Source organism: Massilia frigida (genome assembly GCF_011682175.1).
Taxonomy (GTDB): Bacteria; Pseudomonadota; Gammaproteobacteria; order Burkholderiales; family Burkholderiaceae_D; genus Telluria_A; species Telluria_A frigida.
Map to the genome: position 1 here is coordinate 16,735 of NZ_WHJG01000014.1, position 17,532 is coordinate 34,266.

General features: G+C 63.1%; 11 protein-coding genes and 2 tRNA genes. 5 read left to right on the forward strand and 8 right to left on the reverse strand.

The window, feature by feature from the left end:
- Nucleotides 1-60 precede the first annotated feature (60 nt).
- The gene (gene ypfJ, locus F2P44_RS15195) at nt 61-945 is read left to right on the forward strand and encodes a KPN_02809 family neutral zinc metallopeptidase (protein ID WP_167087801.1); all 885 of its coding nucleotides are present in this window, start codon (nt 61-63) and stop codon (nt 943-945) included.
- A gap of 8 nt (nt 946-953) precedes the next feature.
- On the opposite strand, the gene F2P44_RS15200 is transcribed toward ypfJ, so the two are convergent.
- Complete coding sequence (locus tag F2P44_RS15200; protein ID WP_167087803.1) at nt 954-3,272, reverse strand: DUF1631 family protein; 2,319 nt, start codon at nt 3,270-3,272, stop codon at nt 954-956.
- Nucleotides 3,273-3,474: 202 nt separating this feature from the next.
- Between F2P44_RS15200 and F2P44_RS15205 the strand changes: the two genes are divergently transcribed.
- A complete protein-coding gene (locus F2P44_RS15205) occupies nt 3,475-3,801 on the forward strand; it encodes a hypothetical protein (RefSeq protein WP_167087805.1) in 327 nt (108 codons plus the stop codon).
- Between the two features lie 56 nt (nt 3,802-3,857).
- On the opposite strand, the gene F2P44_RS15210 is transcribed toward F2P44_RS15205, so the two are convergent.
- Complete coding sequence (locus F2P44_RS15210; protein ID WP_167087807.1) at nt 3,858-4,745, reverse strand: LysR family transcriptional regulator; 888 nt, start codon at nt 4,743-4,745, stop codon at nt 3,858-3,860.
- Nucleotides 4,746-4,848: 103 nt separating this feature from the next.
- Here F2P44_RS15210 and F2P44_RS15215 point away from each other — a divergent pair, with 103 nt between their 5' ends.
- Together F2P44_RS15215 and F2P44_RS15220 are read left to right on the forward strand one after the other, a co-directional pair.
- Complete coding sequence (locus F2P44_RS15215) at nt 4,849-5,712, forward strand: MBL fold metallo-hydrolase (protein WP_167087809.1); 864 nt, start codon at nt 4,849-4,851, stop codon at nt 5,710-5,712.
- A 157-nt stretch (nt 5,713-5,869) separates the two neighbouring features.
- The gene (locus tag F2P44_RS15220) at nt 5,870-7,483 is read left to right on the forward strand and encodes a S41 family peptidase (RefSeq protein ID WP_167087811.1); all 1,614 of its coding nucleotides are present in this window, start codon (nt 5,870-5,872) and stop codon (nt 7,481-7,483) included.
- Nucleotides 7,484-7,638: 155 nt separating this feature from the next.
- Here F2P44_RS15220 and F2P44_RS15225 read toward each other — a convergent pair whose 3' ends face one another.
- Genes F2P44_RS15225 through F2P44_RS15235 form a run of 3 tightly spaced genes read right to left on the reverse strand, consistent with a single transcriptional unit; the run spans nt 7,639 to nt 11,731 of the window.
- Nucleotides 7,639-9,867 carry an ATPase, T2SS/T4P/T4SS family gene (locus F2P44_RS15225; protein WP_167087813.1) on the reverse strand — a complete coding sequence of 743 codons (2,229 nt, stop codon included), beginning with the start codon at nt 9,865-9,867 and terminating at the stop codon, nt 7,639-7,641.
- The gene (locus F2P44_RS36375; RefSeq protein ID WP_167087815.1) at nt 9,864-11,081 is read right to left on the reverse strand and encodes a sensor histidine kinase; all 1,218 of its coding nucleotides are present in this window, start codon (nt 11,079-11,081) and stop codon (nt 9,864-9,866) included. Before F2P44_RS36375 ends, F2P44_RS15225 begins: the two co-directional genes overlap by 4 nt.
- Complete coding sequence (locus F2P44_RS15235) at nt 11,078-11,731, reverse strand: GTP-binding protein (protein ID WP_167087817.1); 654 nt, start codon at nt 11,729-11,731, stop codon at nt 11,078-11,080. The genes F2P44_RS36375 and F2P44_RS15235 overlap by 4 nt, the downstream gene beginning before the upstream one ends.
- 390 nt (nt 11,732-12,121) lie before the next feature.
- On the opposite strand from F2P44_RS15235, the gene F2P44_RS15240 reads away from it, so the two are divergent.
- Nucleotides 12,122-14,401, forward strand: a complete 2,280-nt coding sequence (locus tag F2P44_RS15240; protein WP_167087819.1) for a TonB-dependent receptor — start codon at nt 12,122-12,124, stop codon at nt 14,399-14,401.
- 1,012 nt (nt 14,402-15,413) lie between these two features.
- Here the strand turns inward: F2P44_RS15240 and F2P44_RS15245 are convergent.
- From F2P44_RS15245 to tfpB, 3 genes are all read right to left on the reverse strand, one after another.
- A tRNA-Lys gene (locus F2P44_RS15245) sits at nt 15,414-15,489 on the reverse strand.
- 69 nt (nt 15,490-15,558) lie between these two features.
- Nucleotides 15,559-15,634: transfer RNA gene (locus F2P44_RS15250), tRNA-Lys, on the reverse strand.
- Between the two features lie 77 nt (nt 15,635-15,711).
- Complete coding sequence (gene tfpB / locus F2P44_RS15255; protein WP_187363329.1) at nt 15,712-17,523, reverse strand: type IV pilus assembly ATPase TfpB; 1,812 nt, start codon at nt 17,521-17,523, stop codon at nt 15,712-15,714.
- Between the last annotated feature and the right edge of the window lie 9 nt (nt 17,524-17,532).

Sequence of the window (17,532 nt, forward strand, 5' to 3'; positions counted from 1 at the left end):
GAAATTGGCTTTCAGCGTAAAGTCATTATAAGATTAACAAAATGCATTGTGGAGCAGAACATGAAATGGGAAGGTAATCGCGAAAGCGACAACGTGGAAGACGTACGCGGTTCGGGCGGTGGCGGCGGGGGCGGATTTGGCTTCGGCGGACGCTCGGTCGGCATCGGTACGATCGTCATTGCGCTGGTCGGCGGCTGGATCTTCGGCATCAATCCGATGACCCTGCTCAATATCATGAGTGGCGGCGGCGGCGCGGTGCCGGTACAGCAGCAACAGGGGCAAGCCCGGGGCGTGCCGGCCAACGACCGCGGTTCCAAATTCGTGCGCGTGGTGCTGGCCGATACCGAAGATGTCTGGACCAATTTGTTCCGCGAACAGGGTGGCACTTACCAGAAGCCGGCCTTGCAGCTGTATTCCGGCCGCACCCAGACCGCTTGCGGCGCCGGTCAGGCAGCGACCGGGCCTTTTTATTGCCCGGCCGATCGCAAGGTGTATCTGGACATGAGCTTTTTCCAGCTGATGGAAGAGCGCTTCAAGGTCGAGGGCGAGTTTGCCCAGGCGTACGTGATTGCCCACGAAATCGGCCACCACGTGCAGCATGCGATGGGCTTGACCGACAAGGTCGACGAGGCGCGCCAGCGCGGCACCGAAAAACAGGCGAACGCGATGTCGGTGCGCCTGGAATTGCAGGCCGACTGTTTTGCCGGCGTCTGGGCGTTCCATGCCAACCAGTCGCGCGCAATCCTGGAGCAGGGCGACGTTGATGCCGCACTGAAAGCGGCAACCGCCATCGGCGACGATGCCTTGCAACGCCAGTCGCAAGGCCATGTGGTGCCCGATTCATTCACCCACGGCAGCTCGGAGCAGCGCGCGCGCTGGTTCAAGCGCGGCCTCGACGATGGCAAGGTCGCTTCGTGCGATACCTTCGGCGCGCGCCAGCTGTAAGCGCGTGACTAGTGGTGGCCGCTGAGCGCTTCGGCGCCGGCCATCAGCGACTCGACGGCGCGCTCGAACACGGGCGCGTGTTCCACCGTGCGCAAGGTTTCATTCTGCATCGCCGCCAGCAGGGCATCGCGGGTGAAGGTGGATGGCGCCGCCTGGCCCTTGACCGAAAACAGATACAGGCTGCCGCGCGGGCTGACCGCGGAGAGGCGCGCCGGCACGTAGCGCCCGTCCACGGCAAGTTCGAAGCCGGCGCCCGGCAGTGCCATGCCCAGCCATTCGCGCTCGTCGGTGGCGTGCGCGGCGCTCTTGCCGGCGTCCGTGTACAGCTCGGCGCGGATGCCGCGCTGCTCCAGCGCCGCTTCAAGCTGGGCGTGGCCGATGCTGACCGCGTCCTGGCCCGCTTCGCGCTCCTCGCCGAACGCGGCGAAGTGCGCGCGCAGCTGCTCCAGATCCATGGCGTTGGCCGATGGCGGCTGGCGCTGGCCCAGCACATCCATGTGGACCATCACCAACTGGTCGAGCGCGGCCTTGGACACGGTCTCGCCCATGCCGATCGCGGCCAATCCTTCGCGTACCCGTTTGACCAGGCTGGGCAGCATGCGGACCATCTGGGCACGCTCCTCAGGGGTATTCTTTTCCTGCGCACTCCACACCAGCTCGGCCAGCATCGCCTGGCTGGCGGCTGCGTCGCCGCCCGGATGGACCAGCACGCGGCTCCACATATCGGTGATGAAATTGCCAATGCGCGGGTCGACATCGAGCGGGTCGAGCAGGGCGCCCAGGGTGGTGGCGGTATCGCTCTGGCGGGCACTGCTCGCTTCGACCGCGCCGATGGCATCGATGCAGCGCGCCAGGCCCACGTCGCCGCGCGGCAGCAAGGTCGAGACAAACTGGTCGAGCTTGCGCTGGCCGTCGGCGAAGGTCGTCATGTCCGTGTCGAAGCGCGCCAGCACGCCGTCCAGCACCGTGTCGATTTCGTCTTCCAGTGCCGGGTAGCATGCCATTTCGGGCGTGATGCCGGTCGCTACCGTGCCGATGCGGTCCAGCAGGCGGCGTGCGGGATGGCGGGCGTCATGCAGCATCGATGGATCGAGCATGGCGGCGCGCAGGAACGGCACGTGCAGGCGCCCGAGTTGCTGGCGCACGCCGTCTGGCAATTGCTCGTCGTGCACGATGGATTCGAACAGCAGGCTGACCAGGTCGACGGTGACCCGGTCCGGCTCGCTGCCGGCCGCGTCGGCAAGCCGGGCGCGCAAGTCGAGCGGACCGGGCGCGCGCGCGCCTCTGACGGCAGGGGCCGGTTGCGCCTGTTGCATTTCTTTTAGCTGGGCATCGAGGGCGATGCGCGCCTGGCCGCCGGAGGCTGGGGCCGGGGCCGGGACCTCGTCATGGCGCGGCGGACGCGGCGTTTTCGGCTGGTTGAACAGATTCCAGACCATTTCCTGCAAGTCGGGCGCGTGCGGCTGCGCCGGGGCGCCGGGCAGCAGCTCGCCGTGTTGCTGCATCATGCGGCGTAATTCAGGCAGCATGCGGGCTTGCTTGGGCTGCGCTGGTTTGCCCAGCTGCGTGTCGGCGCGCCCACCCGCCATCCCATGGCCGATGAGCTGCTCGGCCGCCACCCCATGGCCTATCAGCTGCTCGGCCGCCTTTTGCCAGGCGAGCCGGTCGCGCTGGGCGCGCGTGAGCGCCGTGGGACGGGCGGTCAGCTTGCTGGACACGCCCCGCGATTTGAATACTTCTTCTATCGCAACGTAGTATCCTTGCAGGCAATGGACCATCGCAACTGAAAGAATATCGAACAAGCCTTTCGACTGGGCTTCGTCCCTGATGGTTTCGCGCAGGGCTTCATGCAGCGAGCGCGCCAGCAGATAGGGACGGAAAGGATTTTCGCGTTCGCGCACCTCCGGGTCGCCGTGCAACTGGGCGATCATGAGGTTCAGGCGGCCGAGGTTGGGCTGGCCGGCATCGCGCAGGCGCATCACCATCCGGTCGATCTCGATTTGCCGCGTTACGACGTCATCCTCGATGAGGGTCAGGTTGTCCGCACTGATCTCCTCGAGGCTGGCGCGCGTGTCCATGTACATGGTCTGCATGGCGCGCTCGAGGTACTCGGCAAAATGGTGCTGCATCCGTGCCAACAGAACCGTGCCGTGCTCGCGCAAACCCTGGCGCTCATTCATGAGCAGGCGCTCGTTGCTGCGCGCGGCCCCTTTCAATGCCTTCTCCAGGTTGACCTCGGCTTCGGCCAGGGTTTTCGTGGCAAGGACGTTAAAACCCGACAGTGCGGGTTGTTTCGCAAGCTGGAACACTCTTTTTGGTATTTGCATGGCGTTTTTTGTGCTCAAATGGATGAGCTGATCAGGGTCTCTGAAAGCCATGATAGCGCATTAGGGCAACAAAGTTGGCCTGAATGCACTGTTCAGTTGCATTAATTTAATAAAAATGCATAAGATACAATGCTTGTTCGCGACCTTACTCTATGCGTGTTGGCGAACCGACCACATGTACGATCAACCTTAGTATCCCAGAATGAAAATTTTCGCTGAACTCGATGATGCGGTGCTGAACAGACCTGTTCAGGCCAGTAACGATTCCATCGCGGTGGCCACAGCCATGGCCGCCCCGCTGCGGCCCGAGTCACGCCCTTTGCGCGTGATCGGGCGCGGCGATACACTCACGGCGCAAAAGGTTGAGGTCGGCATTATCTTGCAAGCCATGCTGGGCACGGGTGGCGCAGCGGAGTATTTGTCCGACAACGCCGTCCATATCAGCGTGTCCTTGCGAGTGTTGACCAAACCCGCTTTGCGGCGCGGCATGCACGACGAGTTCGGGATTCCCACCACGCTCGACAATTAAAAAAACGTTGTTTTTCGGTGACTTGTCCGGTACTGAGTTTGCCGAACGCCGCCGCGTCACCACGGCAGCACGGCAAAGTATTCCACCAAAAAATCAAGCAAGGCGCGTACCGCCGGCGACAATTGCCGGCGCGACGGATAGATCGCATAGATCGTCAGGGCGGGCACGCGCCACTGCGGCAGCACGTGCGCCAGCGCCCCGCTGGCGAGCACCGGGTTGACCAGATAGGTCGGCAGCATGGCGATGCCGCCGCCGGCCACGGCCGCTGCGAGCAGGGTGCTTGCGTCATTCGCGCTGAAATAGCTGAGCACGCCGACCTGGACCGCTTCGCCGTCGCGCGCGAATGACCAGATGCTGCGCCCCACGTTAGCGTGGCTGAGGCAGCGGTGCTTTTCCAGTTCCTGCGGCGCGGCCGGCGCCCCATGCGCGGCCAGGTAAGCGGGCGCGGCCACCAGCAGCGAATCGCACTGCGCCAGCGGGCGCGCGATGAGCAAGGGCGACGGTTCGCCACTGATGCGGATCGCCAGGTCGATACGCGCTTCGACCAGATTGAGCGCGCCTTCGTTCAGATTCAGGTCGAGATTCAGACGCGGGTGGAGCGCCGTGAAGCGCACCAGCGCCTGCGCCAGCTGCGCATGGCCGAAGGACAGGCTGCAGGTGACGCGCAACAGGCCGCGCAGTTCGCCCCCGCTGGCGGTTTCCTCTTCCATATTCTCGCTCAGCGCCAGCATTTGCTGGCTGCGCCGCAGGCAGGTCTCGCCAGCATCGGTGAGCGTCACGCGGCGCGTGGTGCGCTGGAGCAAGCGCGTACCCAGCCAGGTTTCCATTTCAGACACATAGCGCGTCACCATCGCCCGCGACATGTCGAGCTTGTCCGCGCTGGCGCTGAAGCTGCCGCTGCTGGCCACCTCGACGAAGACGCGCATTGCCGTAATTCGATCCATTTGTCCGATCCATGAAACAGTGATGAGCAGTTTAACCCGTTTATCCGGACGAAAGACCTCACTACACTTCAGGCTTCCTTAAAACAACTTTATCGGAGTCCTTATGTTCCGCACCACCGCCATCGGCGCCGCCCTCACGCTGGTCTTTAGCAACGCCCTGGCCGCGCCCGCCCTGCAAACCAAGGTCTACAACGCCGATGGCGCCAGCTTCAACGTCAATTCCACCCTGATTTATGGCGAGACCGAAGCCATGGTGATCGACGCCGGCTTTACCCGCGCCGACGCGCTGCGTATCGCCGCCAACGTGCTCGACAGCGGCAAGCAGCTCAAGACCATCCTGGTCAGCCAGGCCGATCCGGATTACTACTTCGGCGTCGACACGCTCAAGCAGATTTTTCCGCAAGCGCAAGTGGTGGCCACGCCGCAAGTGATCGAGAAAATCAAGGAAAAGATGGCGGCCAAGCTGGCCTTCTGGACGCCCAAGATGGGCGCCAACGCCCCGGCGGCACCGAGCCTGCCCGCAGCGCTGCAGAGCATGACCCTGACCGTGGATGGCCAGGCGGTGGAAGTACGCGGCACGCAAGGCGCGCTGGCGCATCGCCCGTACGTGTGGATTCCATCGATCAAGACGATCACGGGCACCATCGGCGTGTTCGGCAACCTGCATGTGTGGATGGCCGACGCCCCAACGGCGGCCCAGCGCGGCGCGTGGAGCGCCCAGCTCGACGACATGGCGGCGCTCAAGCCCGTGGTGGTCATTCCGGGGCATATGAAGGCGGGCACGCAACTTGACGACAGCAGCATTGCGTACACCAAAAATTACCTCAAGAACTACGAGCAAACGCTGGCCGCGACCGCCAACAGCGGCGAGCTGATCGCGCGCATGAAGAGCGCGTATCCAGATGCGCCGCCGGGTCTGGCACTGGATATCGGCGCCAAGGTCAGCAAAGGCGAGATGAAGTGGTAAGCGCGTAAGACGGGAAGGCAGCACAGCGACGCATGCGTATCGGCGAGCCAGCTTATACTTCCTCAGAAACATTGCCAGGGATATAATTTAGCCTGTTTGCCCATCCACTCAGTCGCTGTCTTCTTGCAGCCGACGCATTTTTATCAGGAATTCCCTCATGTCGAGCCACAAGACGCCAGCACCGGACATGAGCGCATGCCGGGCAGGCTCCCATCAGCGACTGCGCAGCGCCGCCGTGGCGGTGTTGTCGGCGCTTATCGTGGCCAGCACGCCGATGTTGAGCAAGGCTGCGCAGTCCGCAGTGCGCCCGGATCCGGTGCCGGCCTTCGACGTCAAGCCATGGCTCGCCGATTACGCGTCGCTGAAAAAGCACCTGGAACAACAGTATTCCCACCTGGCCTGGTTTGCTTCCCCACAAGGTGGCGTGAACTTGCCCCAACTTGATCGTCGTACCCAGAGAATATTGCAGCAAGCCGAGAATGAGGACGACGCCAAAGCAGCCCTGTTTGCTTTTGTAAATGCCTTTCACGACGGCCATCTTCGCCAGAAACCGTCCATCGCGCCAGCCCGGGCGGACGCCAACAATCCGACCAAGGCGGCGATCGACAAGATGGATGCGGCGAGCGCCTGTGCCGCGATCGGGGTCGGTCCGACCAGCGCGATTCCCTTTTCCTTGCCGATCGAAGGCCTGGCCAATTTCACCCTGACGGCGGACGGCATGGCGCAGGTATTTCGGGCCGGCGTCCTGCACACCCAGGCCGGCATGCGGATCGGGGTGATCCGCATTCCCACGTTCGTGACGGCCGAATACACCGCGCTCTGCCATTCGACATGGGCCGCATTGAAGACGGCTGCAACGCCGCTCGACGCCAGGATGCTTGAAGAGGCCATGGAAGGGGCTTGGCTGGGAGCCCTGGCAGGCCAACTCAAGCAAATGCAGGCGCAAGGTGTGAGCGCTGTGGTGGTCGATGTCGGTAGTAACGGTGGCGGTGGCGATACGGGCGACTCGGCCGCGCGCCTGTTCACGTCGCGGCCGGTCAAGTCCGCCCGCTTGCTGATGGCGGCGACGCCGGCCAACGCGGCGTATTTTGACGAGCAACTCGTTGGTTTGCGCAATGCCTTGGCCATGCCCCTCGGTGGCCACGCCGAGCTGCAATCGGCGCTGCGCAAGGGCGTGAGCGATTTTGAAAACAGAAAAACAGGGATCGCCGGGCGCGTTTGCGATATGTCCTGGGTGTGGCGTGAACGGCGGCCATTTTCCCCTGAAGCCTGTAGCCGTTTGATCGATGGCGGGTTTGCCAGCGGCGCTGTGGATTTTCTGCCGGCAGCCGCGCCTGGGCAGGCCGGGGCCGCCGCTGCGCTTTACTGGCCCGCCGTTGCCGATGCCTACCGTGGAACGTGGAGCGGGCCGGTCTATGTCCTGACCAACGGCAAGGTCGCGTCTGCGGCGGAGATGTTCGCCGCGACCATGCGTGACAACGGCATCGCCAAGATCATCGGCGCTCCGACCATGGGTTTAGGCTGCGGCAACATGCAAAAGCCGCGGCTGATGGTGCTGGCGCATTCGCAATTGCGCTTCCAGGCGCCCGACTGCGTCCGCCTGCGCGCCGACGGCAGCGACGAGGTGGCCGGCATTGCACCCGACCTGCCCTTGTTGGCCACAGAAGGCGAGAGCGGACGTGCCCGTGCAGTGAGACTGTTCCACATGGTTGAAGCCGATTTGAAAGCCGGGAACGCTGGCGCTGCGCTCACAGGCGCAGCCACGCAATAATCAGGTGGCGTGCGTCTGGCCTGGCCGCCGCAAGGGCGACGCGCGCCGTGCGCTGCGCGCATCCGCCGTCCCAACCATGGCAAGTGCCTTCCAGGCTCACTCCGGCCCCAGCACCCGGAATACGCCGTCCCTCCCATGGCAAGTGCCTTCCGGGCTCACTCCGGCCCCAGCACCCGGAACACCTCGTCCGCTGTCGTCAAGCCATCGCGCACCTTGATGAAAGCGTCGTCGCGCAAGCTCATGAAACCCTGCTCGCGGGCGTATTGCGTGATTTCCGTGATGGCGACCTGGGAGGCGATCAAGTGCCGCATGTGGGTGTCCGGAGCGAGCACTTCATACAGGCCGAGGCGGCCCTTGTAACCGCTGCCGTGGCAAGTTTCGCATCCGGCGCCGTGGAACGCCGTGAACGGCTGCGCGGCGAAACTTCCGCCAAGGCGCTGCAGCAGGTCCGGCTCGCTTGGCGCCGGTGCCCGGCAGCGTTCGCATATCTTGCGCACCAGGCGCTGCGCGATGACCGCTTCGAGCGCCGTCGCGATCACGAACGGCTTCAGGCCCAGGTCGAACAGGCGCGAAATGGTGGCGATCGCTGAATTGGTGTGCAGGGTCGAATACACCTGGTGGCCGGTCAGCGCCGCGTGAAATGCCACCTCGGCCGTTTCAAAATCGCGGATTTCGCCGATCAGCAAGACGTCCGGATCCTGGCGCAAGATGGCGCGCAGCACCAGCGGGAAGGTCAGGCCGATTTTTTCGCGCACCACCACCTGCCCCGCCGAGTCGAGGTAGTACTCGACCGGGTCTTCGATCGTGATGTAGTTTTTTTCCGAGGTGGCGCTGCTCTGGAGCAGGCTGTAGAGCGTGGTGGTCTTGCCGCTGCCGGTCGGACCGGTCGCCAGGACGATGCCCTGCGGCTTGTCGCTGGCATTGCGCACCTTGGCCAGGTCCATCGGATTGAAACCGATGCCGTCCAGGCGCAGCACGGCCGCATTGCGGTCGAGGATGCGCATGACAATCTTTTCGCCGTTGATGGTCGGCAACGTCGAAATCCGCAGGTCGACCACCTTCTGCGGCGTTTTCACCGCCAGCCGTCCGTCCTGCGGCCGCCTGCGCTCGGAAATATCCATCTCTCCCATGATCTTGATGCGCGAGACGATCGACTGGTGCATATTGTGCGGAATTTGCATCTTGTCGATCAGCACGCCGTCGACCCGCAAGCGCACCATCACATTCTTGGCACGCGGCTGGATGTGGATGTCGGACGCGCCCACGTTGATCGCCTCGAGCAGGATCGCATTGACCAGCCGGATCGCGGGCGGCTCGTCGGTGCCGCGCAACAGCTCTTCGAGCGTCTGTCCGGCACCATCGTCCTCGATGACGATTTCCACTCCTTCATACGGGTCGTTCGAGCCGAAGGCCGCCTCCAGGTCGGTCAGGTCGGCTTGCCCGGTGTTGTAGACGATGGCGATCTTGGCCACGATAGCTGACATCGACGCCAGCACGGGCGCAATTTCCAGGCCGGTCACGAAGCGCAGGTCGTGCAGCAAGCCTTCGTCCAGCGGGTCGGCCATTGCCACCGTCAGGCGTTTGTCGTCAATGCGCAGGGGAATGATCAAGTGGCGCTGGCACAAGGCGGCCGGCACCAGCGCGGCCACCGCCACGTCGACCGACATCTCGTCAACGTTGACCTGCTGGATCATCAGCTCGGCAGCCAGCAAGTCGTGGACGACCTTTTCCTGTACCCAGCCGCGTTCGACGATTTCCTTTAATACCGCCTGCTGCTTCTGGGCCTGCTGCTGGATGCGGATCAGTTCCTGCACCTGTCCAAGGTTGAGTTTGCCGTGGCGGTGCAGCACCGTTGCCAGCCGGCTGCGGTTGCCCGCCGAAAACTTGGCCATCTGCTCGATTTCATGCGACTTGCGCGCATTGTCCTGGATCAGGGCCTTGTTGCTCCGGTTGAGCTCCTGGCGTTCCAGCGCCAGCGCCACCGTCACGCGCAGGTCGTCGTCGTTCCACGGCTTGAGGATGAATTTATAGACCGCGCCCGTCTTCACGGCCCCCACCACCGCGTTCACGTCGGCATGGCCGGTGAGCATGATGCGGATCATGTCGGGCTCGATCTGGCGCGCCTGGCGCAGCAATTCGCCGCCGTCCATGCCCGGCATCATGAAATCGCTGATGATCAAGTGAAAGGTTCCGGCCTTGAGCAGCGCCAGCGCCTCGCGCGGACTGCCGCTGGTAACGATCTCGTAATTTTCCTGGCGAAATACGCGGCGCAAGGCCGACAGCACGTTCGGCTCGTCGTCCACCAGCAGGATGCGGTAGGCGCGCACCTCGGTCGCCGTGCTGTTGGCCTGGGCAGCGCCGGTGAACAAATGCCCATAGCTCATGCACGGCCCCCGGCCTGCAGCGGGATATGCACGTCGACATCGCTGCCGCCGCCCACTGTCGAGCGCACCGCGATATGCCCGCTGTGCGCGCGTACGACGTCGCCGGCCACCGTCAAGCCGAGCCCGATTCCGCCGCCCACGCCATGGGTGGTGAAGAAGGGGTCGAAGATGCGCGGCAGCACCGCGTCCTCGATTCCGCAGCCCTGGTCGCTCACCGACACGCGCAGTTCGCCGTCGCGGGCCGCGCTGGCGAGCCGGATCACGCCCTGGCGCTCGCGCATCGCGCTGCGCGCGTTCAGGAGCAAGGCCAGCACCACCCGGGTCAGGCCGTCGGGGTCGCAAGTGACTGGCGGCAGCGCCTCGAACTCGGTCTCGAGCCGCACCCCGGCCGGCAGCTCGCCCAGCATCCTCACGGCCGCGCGCAGCGCATCGTTCGGATCGATGGCGGCGAACTGCGCCGGCTCGCAATGGGCGTACGCCTTCAGGTCCGCGACGATGCGCGACACCCGGTCGGCGCCGGCAATCGATTCGTTGATCAAGTTGGGGAAATCGTCGAGGATATAGGCCAGCTTGGCCGCCATGGCCGCCGCCGCGGGCGCCGCCGCGATGGCCTGGGCGACGGTGGCGACGTACTCCTTGGCGGTACTCAGATTGCTCCTGATGAAACCGATCGGGTTATTGATCTCATGCGCCATGCCGGCTGCCAGGCTGCCGATCGAAGCCATTTTTTCGGCTTGGTACATGCGGCGCTGACTCTGTTCGATCTGGCCGACCTGCTCCTGCACGCGCGCTTCGAGCTGCGCGCTCAGGGTGCGGTAGCGCGCCTCGGAGGTGGCCAGCGCCGCGTGCTTGGCCATGAGTTCGTCATGGTCGGACATCACCGTTTCCAGATGCAGGTCGGCGGCCATCCGGTAACGGTTGGAGGCGCCCAGCAGCAGTTCGATCCATTTCCCCGCCGGCGCGAGCCAGCTCTGCCGCTCGGCCGGCGCGCACAATGTCCCCACCACGTCGATGTCGACCACCAGCGCGACCGTGCAGACGGGGCCGTCGATCGCCAGCGCGCCCGCGCGCACGGGCTCGTCGTCGATGCCGGCGATGCGCCAGGCATGGCCGACGCTGTGCTGCATCGCCGTTGCCAGCGCGGCCGCCGGAACGTGGCGCATCATGTCGCCCAAGCTGACCTGGCGGTCGAATGCAGGCAGGTGTTTGTTCACCTCAATTCTCCTCCGGCCGCCTTGACGAACGCGTCTTGCGCCAGGCCGTGCTCGGCCAGCAGCGCGAACTGAAGGTCGAGCCGCACGTAGACCAGCTTGAGCAAGGCCGAGAACGTTTCCCTGACCCCGTCGCCCCGCAGCGCGCTGGCCAGCAGCACCGGCCAGGGCGCCTTGCTCCAGCGATGCGCGATGTCTTCCTCGGACAAGATATCGGGCAGGTCGCGCTTGTTGTATTGGACCACCAGCGGAAAGCTGGCCACATCGATCCCGACGGTGGCGGCATTGGCCATCAGGTTGTCGAATGAGGAGCCATTGTTGACTGCCTGGTTACACTGGGAGTCGGCCACGAACACGGCGCCGTCCGCACGCGAGAGCACCGCCTTGCGCGTGCCATTGTGGGCAACCTGTCCGGGCACGGTAAACAGCTTGAATTTGACGAGCAGGCCGGATGGCGCGGTGAAGCCGAGCGGCAGCAAGTCGAAGAACAAGGTGCGGTCGCCTTCGGTTTCGAGCAGCATCATGTCGCCCACCCGGTCGGCCGTGAGCAAATCGTGCAGGCGCGTCAGATTGCTGGTCTTGCCGGAGAGGGCGGGGCCATAGTAGACCAGTTTCACGGTCAGGCGCTGCGCGCGCTCGTCCAATTGCGCCATATATCCCCGCCTTCATCGCATCGTTCCTCAAGATTACCTCAAGTTTGCTCATTCGCATGATACGCGGCCGTGCGCGTATGCCCGGCGCAACAATGTTAACCATCAGGCACATGGTGGCGCCCGGCGCCGCCGCCTGCCCTTGCCGGCCCGCTAGCCCGGCCGGCGCGGCCCACTGTCGGCAGCTGCGGTGGGTGACATTTTCGCGACACTATTTCCATGGAGTAAAAATAATCGGGCGTTTCTCACTCTAGATTGATTCCATGAAGCAATATATACACATGTGACTTGCATGCGCCACCGCTCTGACAAGGGCGCGCATGCAGGGCAGCACGGTCAGTGGATCTCGTCACCGATCCAAGCAATTCCATTCGCATTGTCACGGAGAATTCTATGCAGCCAACGATCAAACCGCTCTGTCTTTTCGTCATGCAGGCGCTGTCCTGCTTCGCCTACGCCGCCGTTCCCGATGCGGCCCTGCCGCCGGAACCGGCCGCGCTGGACGCCGCGCCAGCGGCGTCGGCCAAGCCGCCGGCGCCGCCAGCCTCCGCTCCGGCCGCGATCGTGGTCGAAACCTTCGGCCGTGGCCAAAGCCGCCAGGTCCAGAACATTTCGCGCACTGAATTGAGCAAGCTGTTGCCGGGCACCAGTCCGCTCAAAGCGCTCGAACGCTTGCCGGGCGTGAGTTTCCAGGCCGCCGATGCGTTCGGCATCTACGAATGGTCGGTGCGCTTCAATGTGCGCGGCTTCAGCCAGAGCCAGCTCGGGTTTACCTTGGATAATGTCCCGCTGGGCGACATGAGCTACGGTAACAACAATGGTTTGCAGATCACCCGCGCGGTGTCCTCCGAAAACGTGGTGCGGGTGTCGCTGTCGCAAGGCGCCGGTGCACTCGGAACGGCATCGACCAGCAACCTTGGCGGGACGGTACAGTTCGCAATGCAGGAGCCGAACGACGAGTTCGGCACCGCCGTGGTCCAGACCGTTGGCGAAAACGCGACCTCGCGTACCTTCGCGCGGGTCGATTCGGGCGAACTCTCCGGTGGCGGCAAGTTCTACCTGAGCGCAACGCGCCAGCGCGCCGGCAAATGGAAGGGTGAGGGCTCGCATGACCAGGAACAGTTCAATGTCCGCTTCCAGCAACCGATAGGCGACCATACCCTGAGCGGCTTTTATAACTATTCCGACCGCATCGAGCGCGACTACCAGGATCTGTCGCTCGCCATGCTGCCGAAGGTCGGCTACGACTTCGACTACTATGCGCCGGACTGGGAGCGTGCCGTGGCGGCCGCGCGCGGTGTCTACACTGGCGGCGTCACCACCAAGGATGATGCGTATTTCCTTGGGCGCGGCCTGCGCAAGGATGGCCTCGGCGGGCTGACGCTGGACCTCGACTTCGGTGCCGGGCTCGGCTTCAAAGGCACGCTCTACACCCACAAGCACCAGGGGCAGGGCCACTGGTATACGCCGTACGCGGTGTCGTCGGCAACGGTGCCGATGTCGATCCGCGCTTCCGAGTACGATATTCACCGGCGCGGCTTCGTGTTCGACCTGAGCTGGGAGCGCGGCATGCATGCGCTCAAGGCTGGCATGTGGGGCGAAACCAATGCCCACGATTTTTCGCGCAATTTCTACGCGGTGGGCGGTCCGGAAGATACCGGCCATTTCCTCACCAAGCCCAGCTCGCGCGCGTTTTTCCAGAGCTTCGACACCAGCACGCGCCAGCTCTACCTGCAAGACACGATCTCGATGGCCGATGGCCGCTTCAAGGTCAATGCCGGGTTCAAGAGCCCCAAGGTGAGCATCGACGCGACCAGCGCGCTCGGCACGCGGGCAGCCGGTTCGATCACGGCCGAAAAAAGCTTCCTGCCCCAGGCCGGCGCGATCTACGCCTTGAACAAGGATGACGAAATCTTCGGATCGGCATCGAAGAACATGCGCGCCTACCAGCCGGGCTCGGCCGGGCCGTTTTCCCAGACCCAGGTGGCGTTCGACCTGGGCAAGGGCAAGCTCAAGCCGGAAACCTCGACCTCGGTCGACCTTGGCTACCGCTTCCGGCGCAATACCTTGCAAGGTTCGGTGGCCGTGTACCGCGCCGACTTCAGCGATCGCCAGCTCAGCGTGGCCACATGCAGCGGCATTGCCGGCTGTCCGAGCACCCTGGTCAACGTGGGCAAGGTGCTCACCACCGGCATGGAGGCGAGCGCCATGTGGAAAATGAGCAAGGACTATTCGTGGTTCAACTCGGTGACCTATAACGACTCGACCTACAAGTCGAACTATATGGATAACGGGGTGCTGGTCAAGGCCAGCGGCATGCAGGTCGTCGATACGCCGCGCACCATGCTCAGCTCCGAACTCAATTACGAAAGCAATCATGTCTTCGGCCGGGTCGGGGTCAAGTACACGGGCAAGCGCTACTACACCTTCCTCAACGATGCGGGCGTCGATTCCTACCTGATGGCGTCGATGTCGGCAGGCTACAAGCTCAAGTCCGTGTGGCGCCTCAAGGAGGTCACGTTCCAGCTGCACGTGAATAACCTGTTCGACAAGCAATACATCAGCACGGTCGGATCGAACGGTTTTCTCAAGTCCGATCCGAACGGCACCTATGCGACCTTGCTGACGGGGGCGCCGCGTCAAGTGTTTTTCTCGATCGGGGCCAAAATCTAGGGACGCGAGAGGAAGCGCCAGACGGAAAAAGCCCGCAAGCGAACCTGCGGGCTTTTTGTTTATTCTTGGTAGGCCGTGCGGGATTCTAAGCTGCGACCAACGGATTAAAAGACGGCTGAGTTTTTTCAACTTACCGTTAGGTCAACGACTAACGATGCTTGGCGCGCGTCGTTCTCAATATCAGCCAAGGGCGTCAAATTCTGATACTGGCTGGATGCGTCACAAATTCGTCACATCTCATCCATGGCGGTGTCGGCAGCCGTCCGCCGTCGAGCGGCCTCATCGGCTGGTAACGCTGCGCCGTCGAGTGCCATTGGCATCGAGCGCCAAAAGCCGACCTTGAAGAGCTTGCTGGTTGTGGATTTTGTTCTCCCTATATCCAAGTGCAGTATGATCGGAATATACCCCGACCTCGCTGGGACTTCGATTGGCCGCATGTACGCTCCCATACAAATCCGCATTTTCCATGCACTGTCAGTGCTTTTCATTTTCGCGAGCCTTGGCGCTTGCGGCGAGCCCTCAGTCAGGCACAGGCTTGAGCTTAGCGATGAATCTGGCACCGTCGTCGCGACTCTGGCGGTAACACTTCCCTCCTCGTTGCCGGCTTCAGGTCAGGACTTTGAAGGCTCTTGGGAGCTCCAGTCGCATACAGGCGCCTTTCCGATTGGCGCTGTACATCCTGGTCACTATTATGGCTTTCAACAGGATGGGAAGCTCCTACTTGACCTCAATCCTCGCTGGGCAGATAACAACGTCGTGTTGGAGGCTGCGGCGCAAACAAAGCAGATGGCGGGTCGATGGCGGCTGGCCACGGCCGCTGGCTTTCAGCCGGGAGGTAGCTTTCGCGCTGCGCGGTAGCTGCGCTTGTCGGCGCCTAAGTGATCCTTGATGCCTTCTTGACCGAGAATCACGGCACAAGCACGGCACAAGACGAGAAAAATGGATCTGGTGCTCTAAACAAAAAAGCAGTTACGATTGCTCGTAACTGCTTGATCTGATTACTACTTATTCTTGGTAGGCCGTGCGGGATTCGAACCTGCGACCAACGGATTAAAAGTCCGCTGCTCTACCAGCTGAGCTAACGACCCAAGGTAAAACCGGTCAAAAAAAGCAGTGGCGATCGCTCGCAACTGCTTCGTTTGCTTACTGCGAATTCGTGGTAGGCCGTGCGGGATTCGAACCTGCGACCAACGGATTAAAAGTCCGCTGCTCTACCAGCTGAGCTAACGACCCCGAAAGAGGCAATATTATAGCTGGCGATTTCGATTTCCGCTAGGAAGTTTTGCAACAGCTGTCGCGGACCCTGTTGCTCAGGTCAACTTGGCCGTCACCTTGAGTACTTCCTCGGCCGTGGTCACGCCCTCGATGATCTTGTACGCGCCCGCAATGCGCAGCGGTTTCATGCCATCGCCCACGCTCTGCCTGCGCAGGGCGGCCAGGTCGGTTTCCTTGCCGATCATGTTGGTAAAGCCCTCGGTCACGGTCAGCAGTTCGTACAGGCCGGTACGGCCGCGGAAACCGGTCTGGCGGCATTCCGGGCAACCGATCGGGCGGTACACCACCGCCGGCTTGGGAATGTTCCAGGAGCCGCCGATGCTGTCCCACACGTCGTCGTTGAGTTCGCCACCTGGCGCCTTGCACAGCACGCACAGGGTGCGCACCAGGCGCTGCGCCATGATGCCGATCAGCGTCGCTTCCAGCAGGTAATGCGGCACGCCCAGTTCCAGCAGCCGCATCACGGCCGAGGGCGCATCGTTGGTGTGCAGGGTCGACAGCACCAGGTGGCCGGTCAGGGCCGCCTGGATCGCCATCTCGGCCGTGGCCAGGTCGCGGATCTCGCCGACCATGATGATGTCGGGATCTTGCCGCATCAGCGCGCGCACGCCATCCGAAAAGCCCAGGTCCAGGCCGGACTGCACCTGCATCTGGTTGAACGAGGGCTCGACCATCTCGATCGGGTCTTCCACCGTGCACACATTCACTTCGGTGGTGGCGAGCGCCTTGAGCGTCGTGTACAGGGTCGTGGTCTTGCCCGAACCGGTCGGCCCGGTCACCAGGATGATGCCGTGCGGGCGCGTGGTCAGAGAGTCCCAGCGCGTCGCGTCGTCCGGCGGAAAGCCCAGTTCGGGCAGGGTCTTGACCACCACTTCCGGATCGAAAATCCGCATCACCAGCTTTTCGCCGAAGGCGGTCGGCATGGTCGACAGGCGCAGCTCGACTTCCTGGCCGCCGGTAGTACGGGTCTTGATGCGCCCGTCCTGCGGGCGGCGCTTTTCGATCACGTCCATGCGCCCGAGCAGCTTGATGCGCGCCGTCATGGCGATCATCACCACCGCCGGCACCTGGTACACCTGGTGCAGCACGCCATCGATCCGGAAGCGCACCGAGGCGATCTCGCGCTTCGGTTCCAGGTGGATGTCGGAGGCGCGCTGCTCGAAGGCGTACTGCCACAGCCAGTCGACGATGTTGACCACGTGCTGGTCATTGGCGTCGAGCTTGTTCGACTTGCCCAGTTCGACCAGTTGCTCGAAGTTGTTGCGCAGCGCCAGGTCCTGGCCCTTGGACTTGTTGGCATCCTTGATCGATTTGGCCAGGCTGAAAAACTGCGAAATATATTGCGAGATTTCGAGCGGATTGGCCATCACCAGCTCGATCTTGCGGCGCGACACCTTCATGATCTCGGCTTCCCACTCGATCGAGAATGGGTCGGCGGTGGCCACCACCAGTTTGGTGCCGCTCAGTTCGACCGGCAGGATGTTAAAGCGCGCCGCGTAGCTCGCCGTCATCACATCGGCCACCTTGGTGAAGTCGATTTTCAGCGGGTCGATGCGAATGAAGGGCAGGCGGACCTTGCCTGCCGCCCATTCGGTCAGTACGTCGAGCGTGAGCAGGTTGTGCGGGGGCAGGGCGGAGACCAGCTTGCACTGGGCCACGGCCGACAGGGGATGCATGGACCCGACCGCCGTCTTCAGGATGCCCTGGGCCTGGGCATAATTACCCTTGACGTTGGCCTTCTCCACGATGCCATCGGCCAGCAGCCATGAAAAGATGGCTTGCAGGTCGAGCGATTTGGGGGCACTGCGCTTGGGCGCCGCGCTGCTGATCGTATGTTCTGCGTTCAATCCGTTTTC

Excerpts from the sequence above, each read along its gene's own strand:
- F2P44_RS15200 (WP_167087803.1), bottom strand. The coding sequence starts at position 3,272 with ATGCAAATACCAAAAAGAGTGTTCCAGCTTGCGAAACAACCCGCACTG.
- F2P44_RS15225 (WP_167087813.1), bottom strand. The coding sequence starts at position 9,867 with ATGAGCTATGGGCATTTGTTCACCGGCGCTGCCCAGGCCAACAGCACG.
- F2P44_RS15205 (WP_167087805.1), top strand. The coding sequence starts at position 3,475 with ATGAAAATTTTCGCTGAACTCGATGATGCGGTGCTGAACAGACCTGTT.
- ypfJ (WP_167087801.1), top strand. The coding sequence starts at position 61 with ATGAAATGGGAAGGTAATCGCGAAAGCGACAACGTGGAAGACGTACGC.
- F2P44_RS15240 (WP_167087819.1), top strand. The coding sequence starts at position 12,122 with ATGCAGCCAACGATCAAACCGCTCTGTCTTTTCGTCATGCAGGCGCTG.
- F2P44_RS15235 (WP_167087817.1), bottom strand. The coding sequence starts at position 11,731 with ATGGCGCAATTGGACGAGCGCGCGCAGCGCCTGACCGTGAAACTGGTC.
- F2P44_RS15220 (WP_167087811.1), top strand. The coding sequence starts at position 5,870 with ATGTCGAGCCACAAGACGCCAGCACCGGACATGAGCGCATGCCGGGCA.
- F2P44_RS15210 (WP_167087807.1), bottom strand. The coding sequence starts at position 4,745 with ATGGATCGAATTACGGCAATGCGCGTCTTCGTCGAGGTGGCCAGCAGC.
- F2P44_RS15215 (WP_167087809.1), top strand. The coding sequence starts at position 4,849 with ATGTTCCGCACCACCGCCATCGGCGCCGCCCTCACGCTGGTCTTTAGC.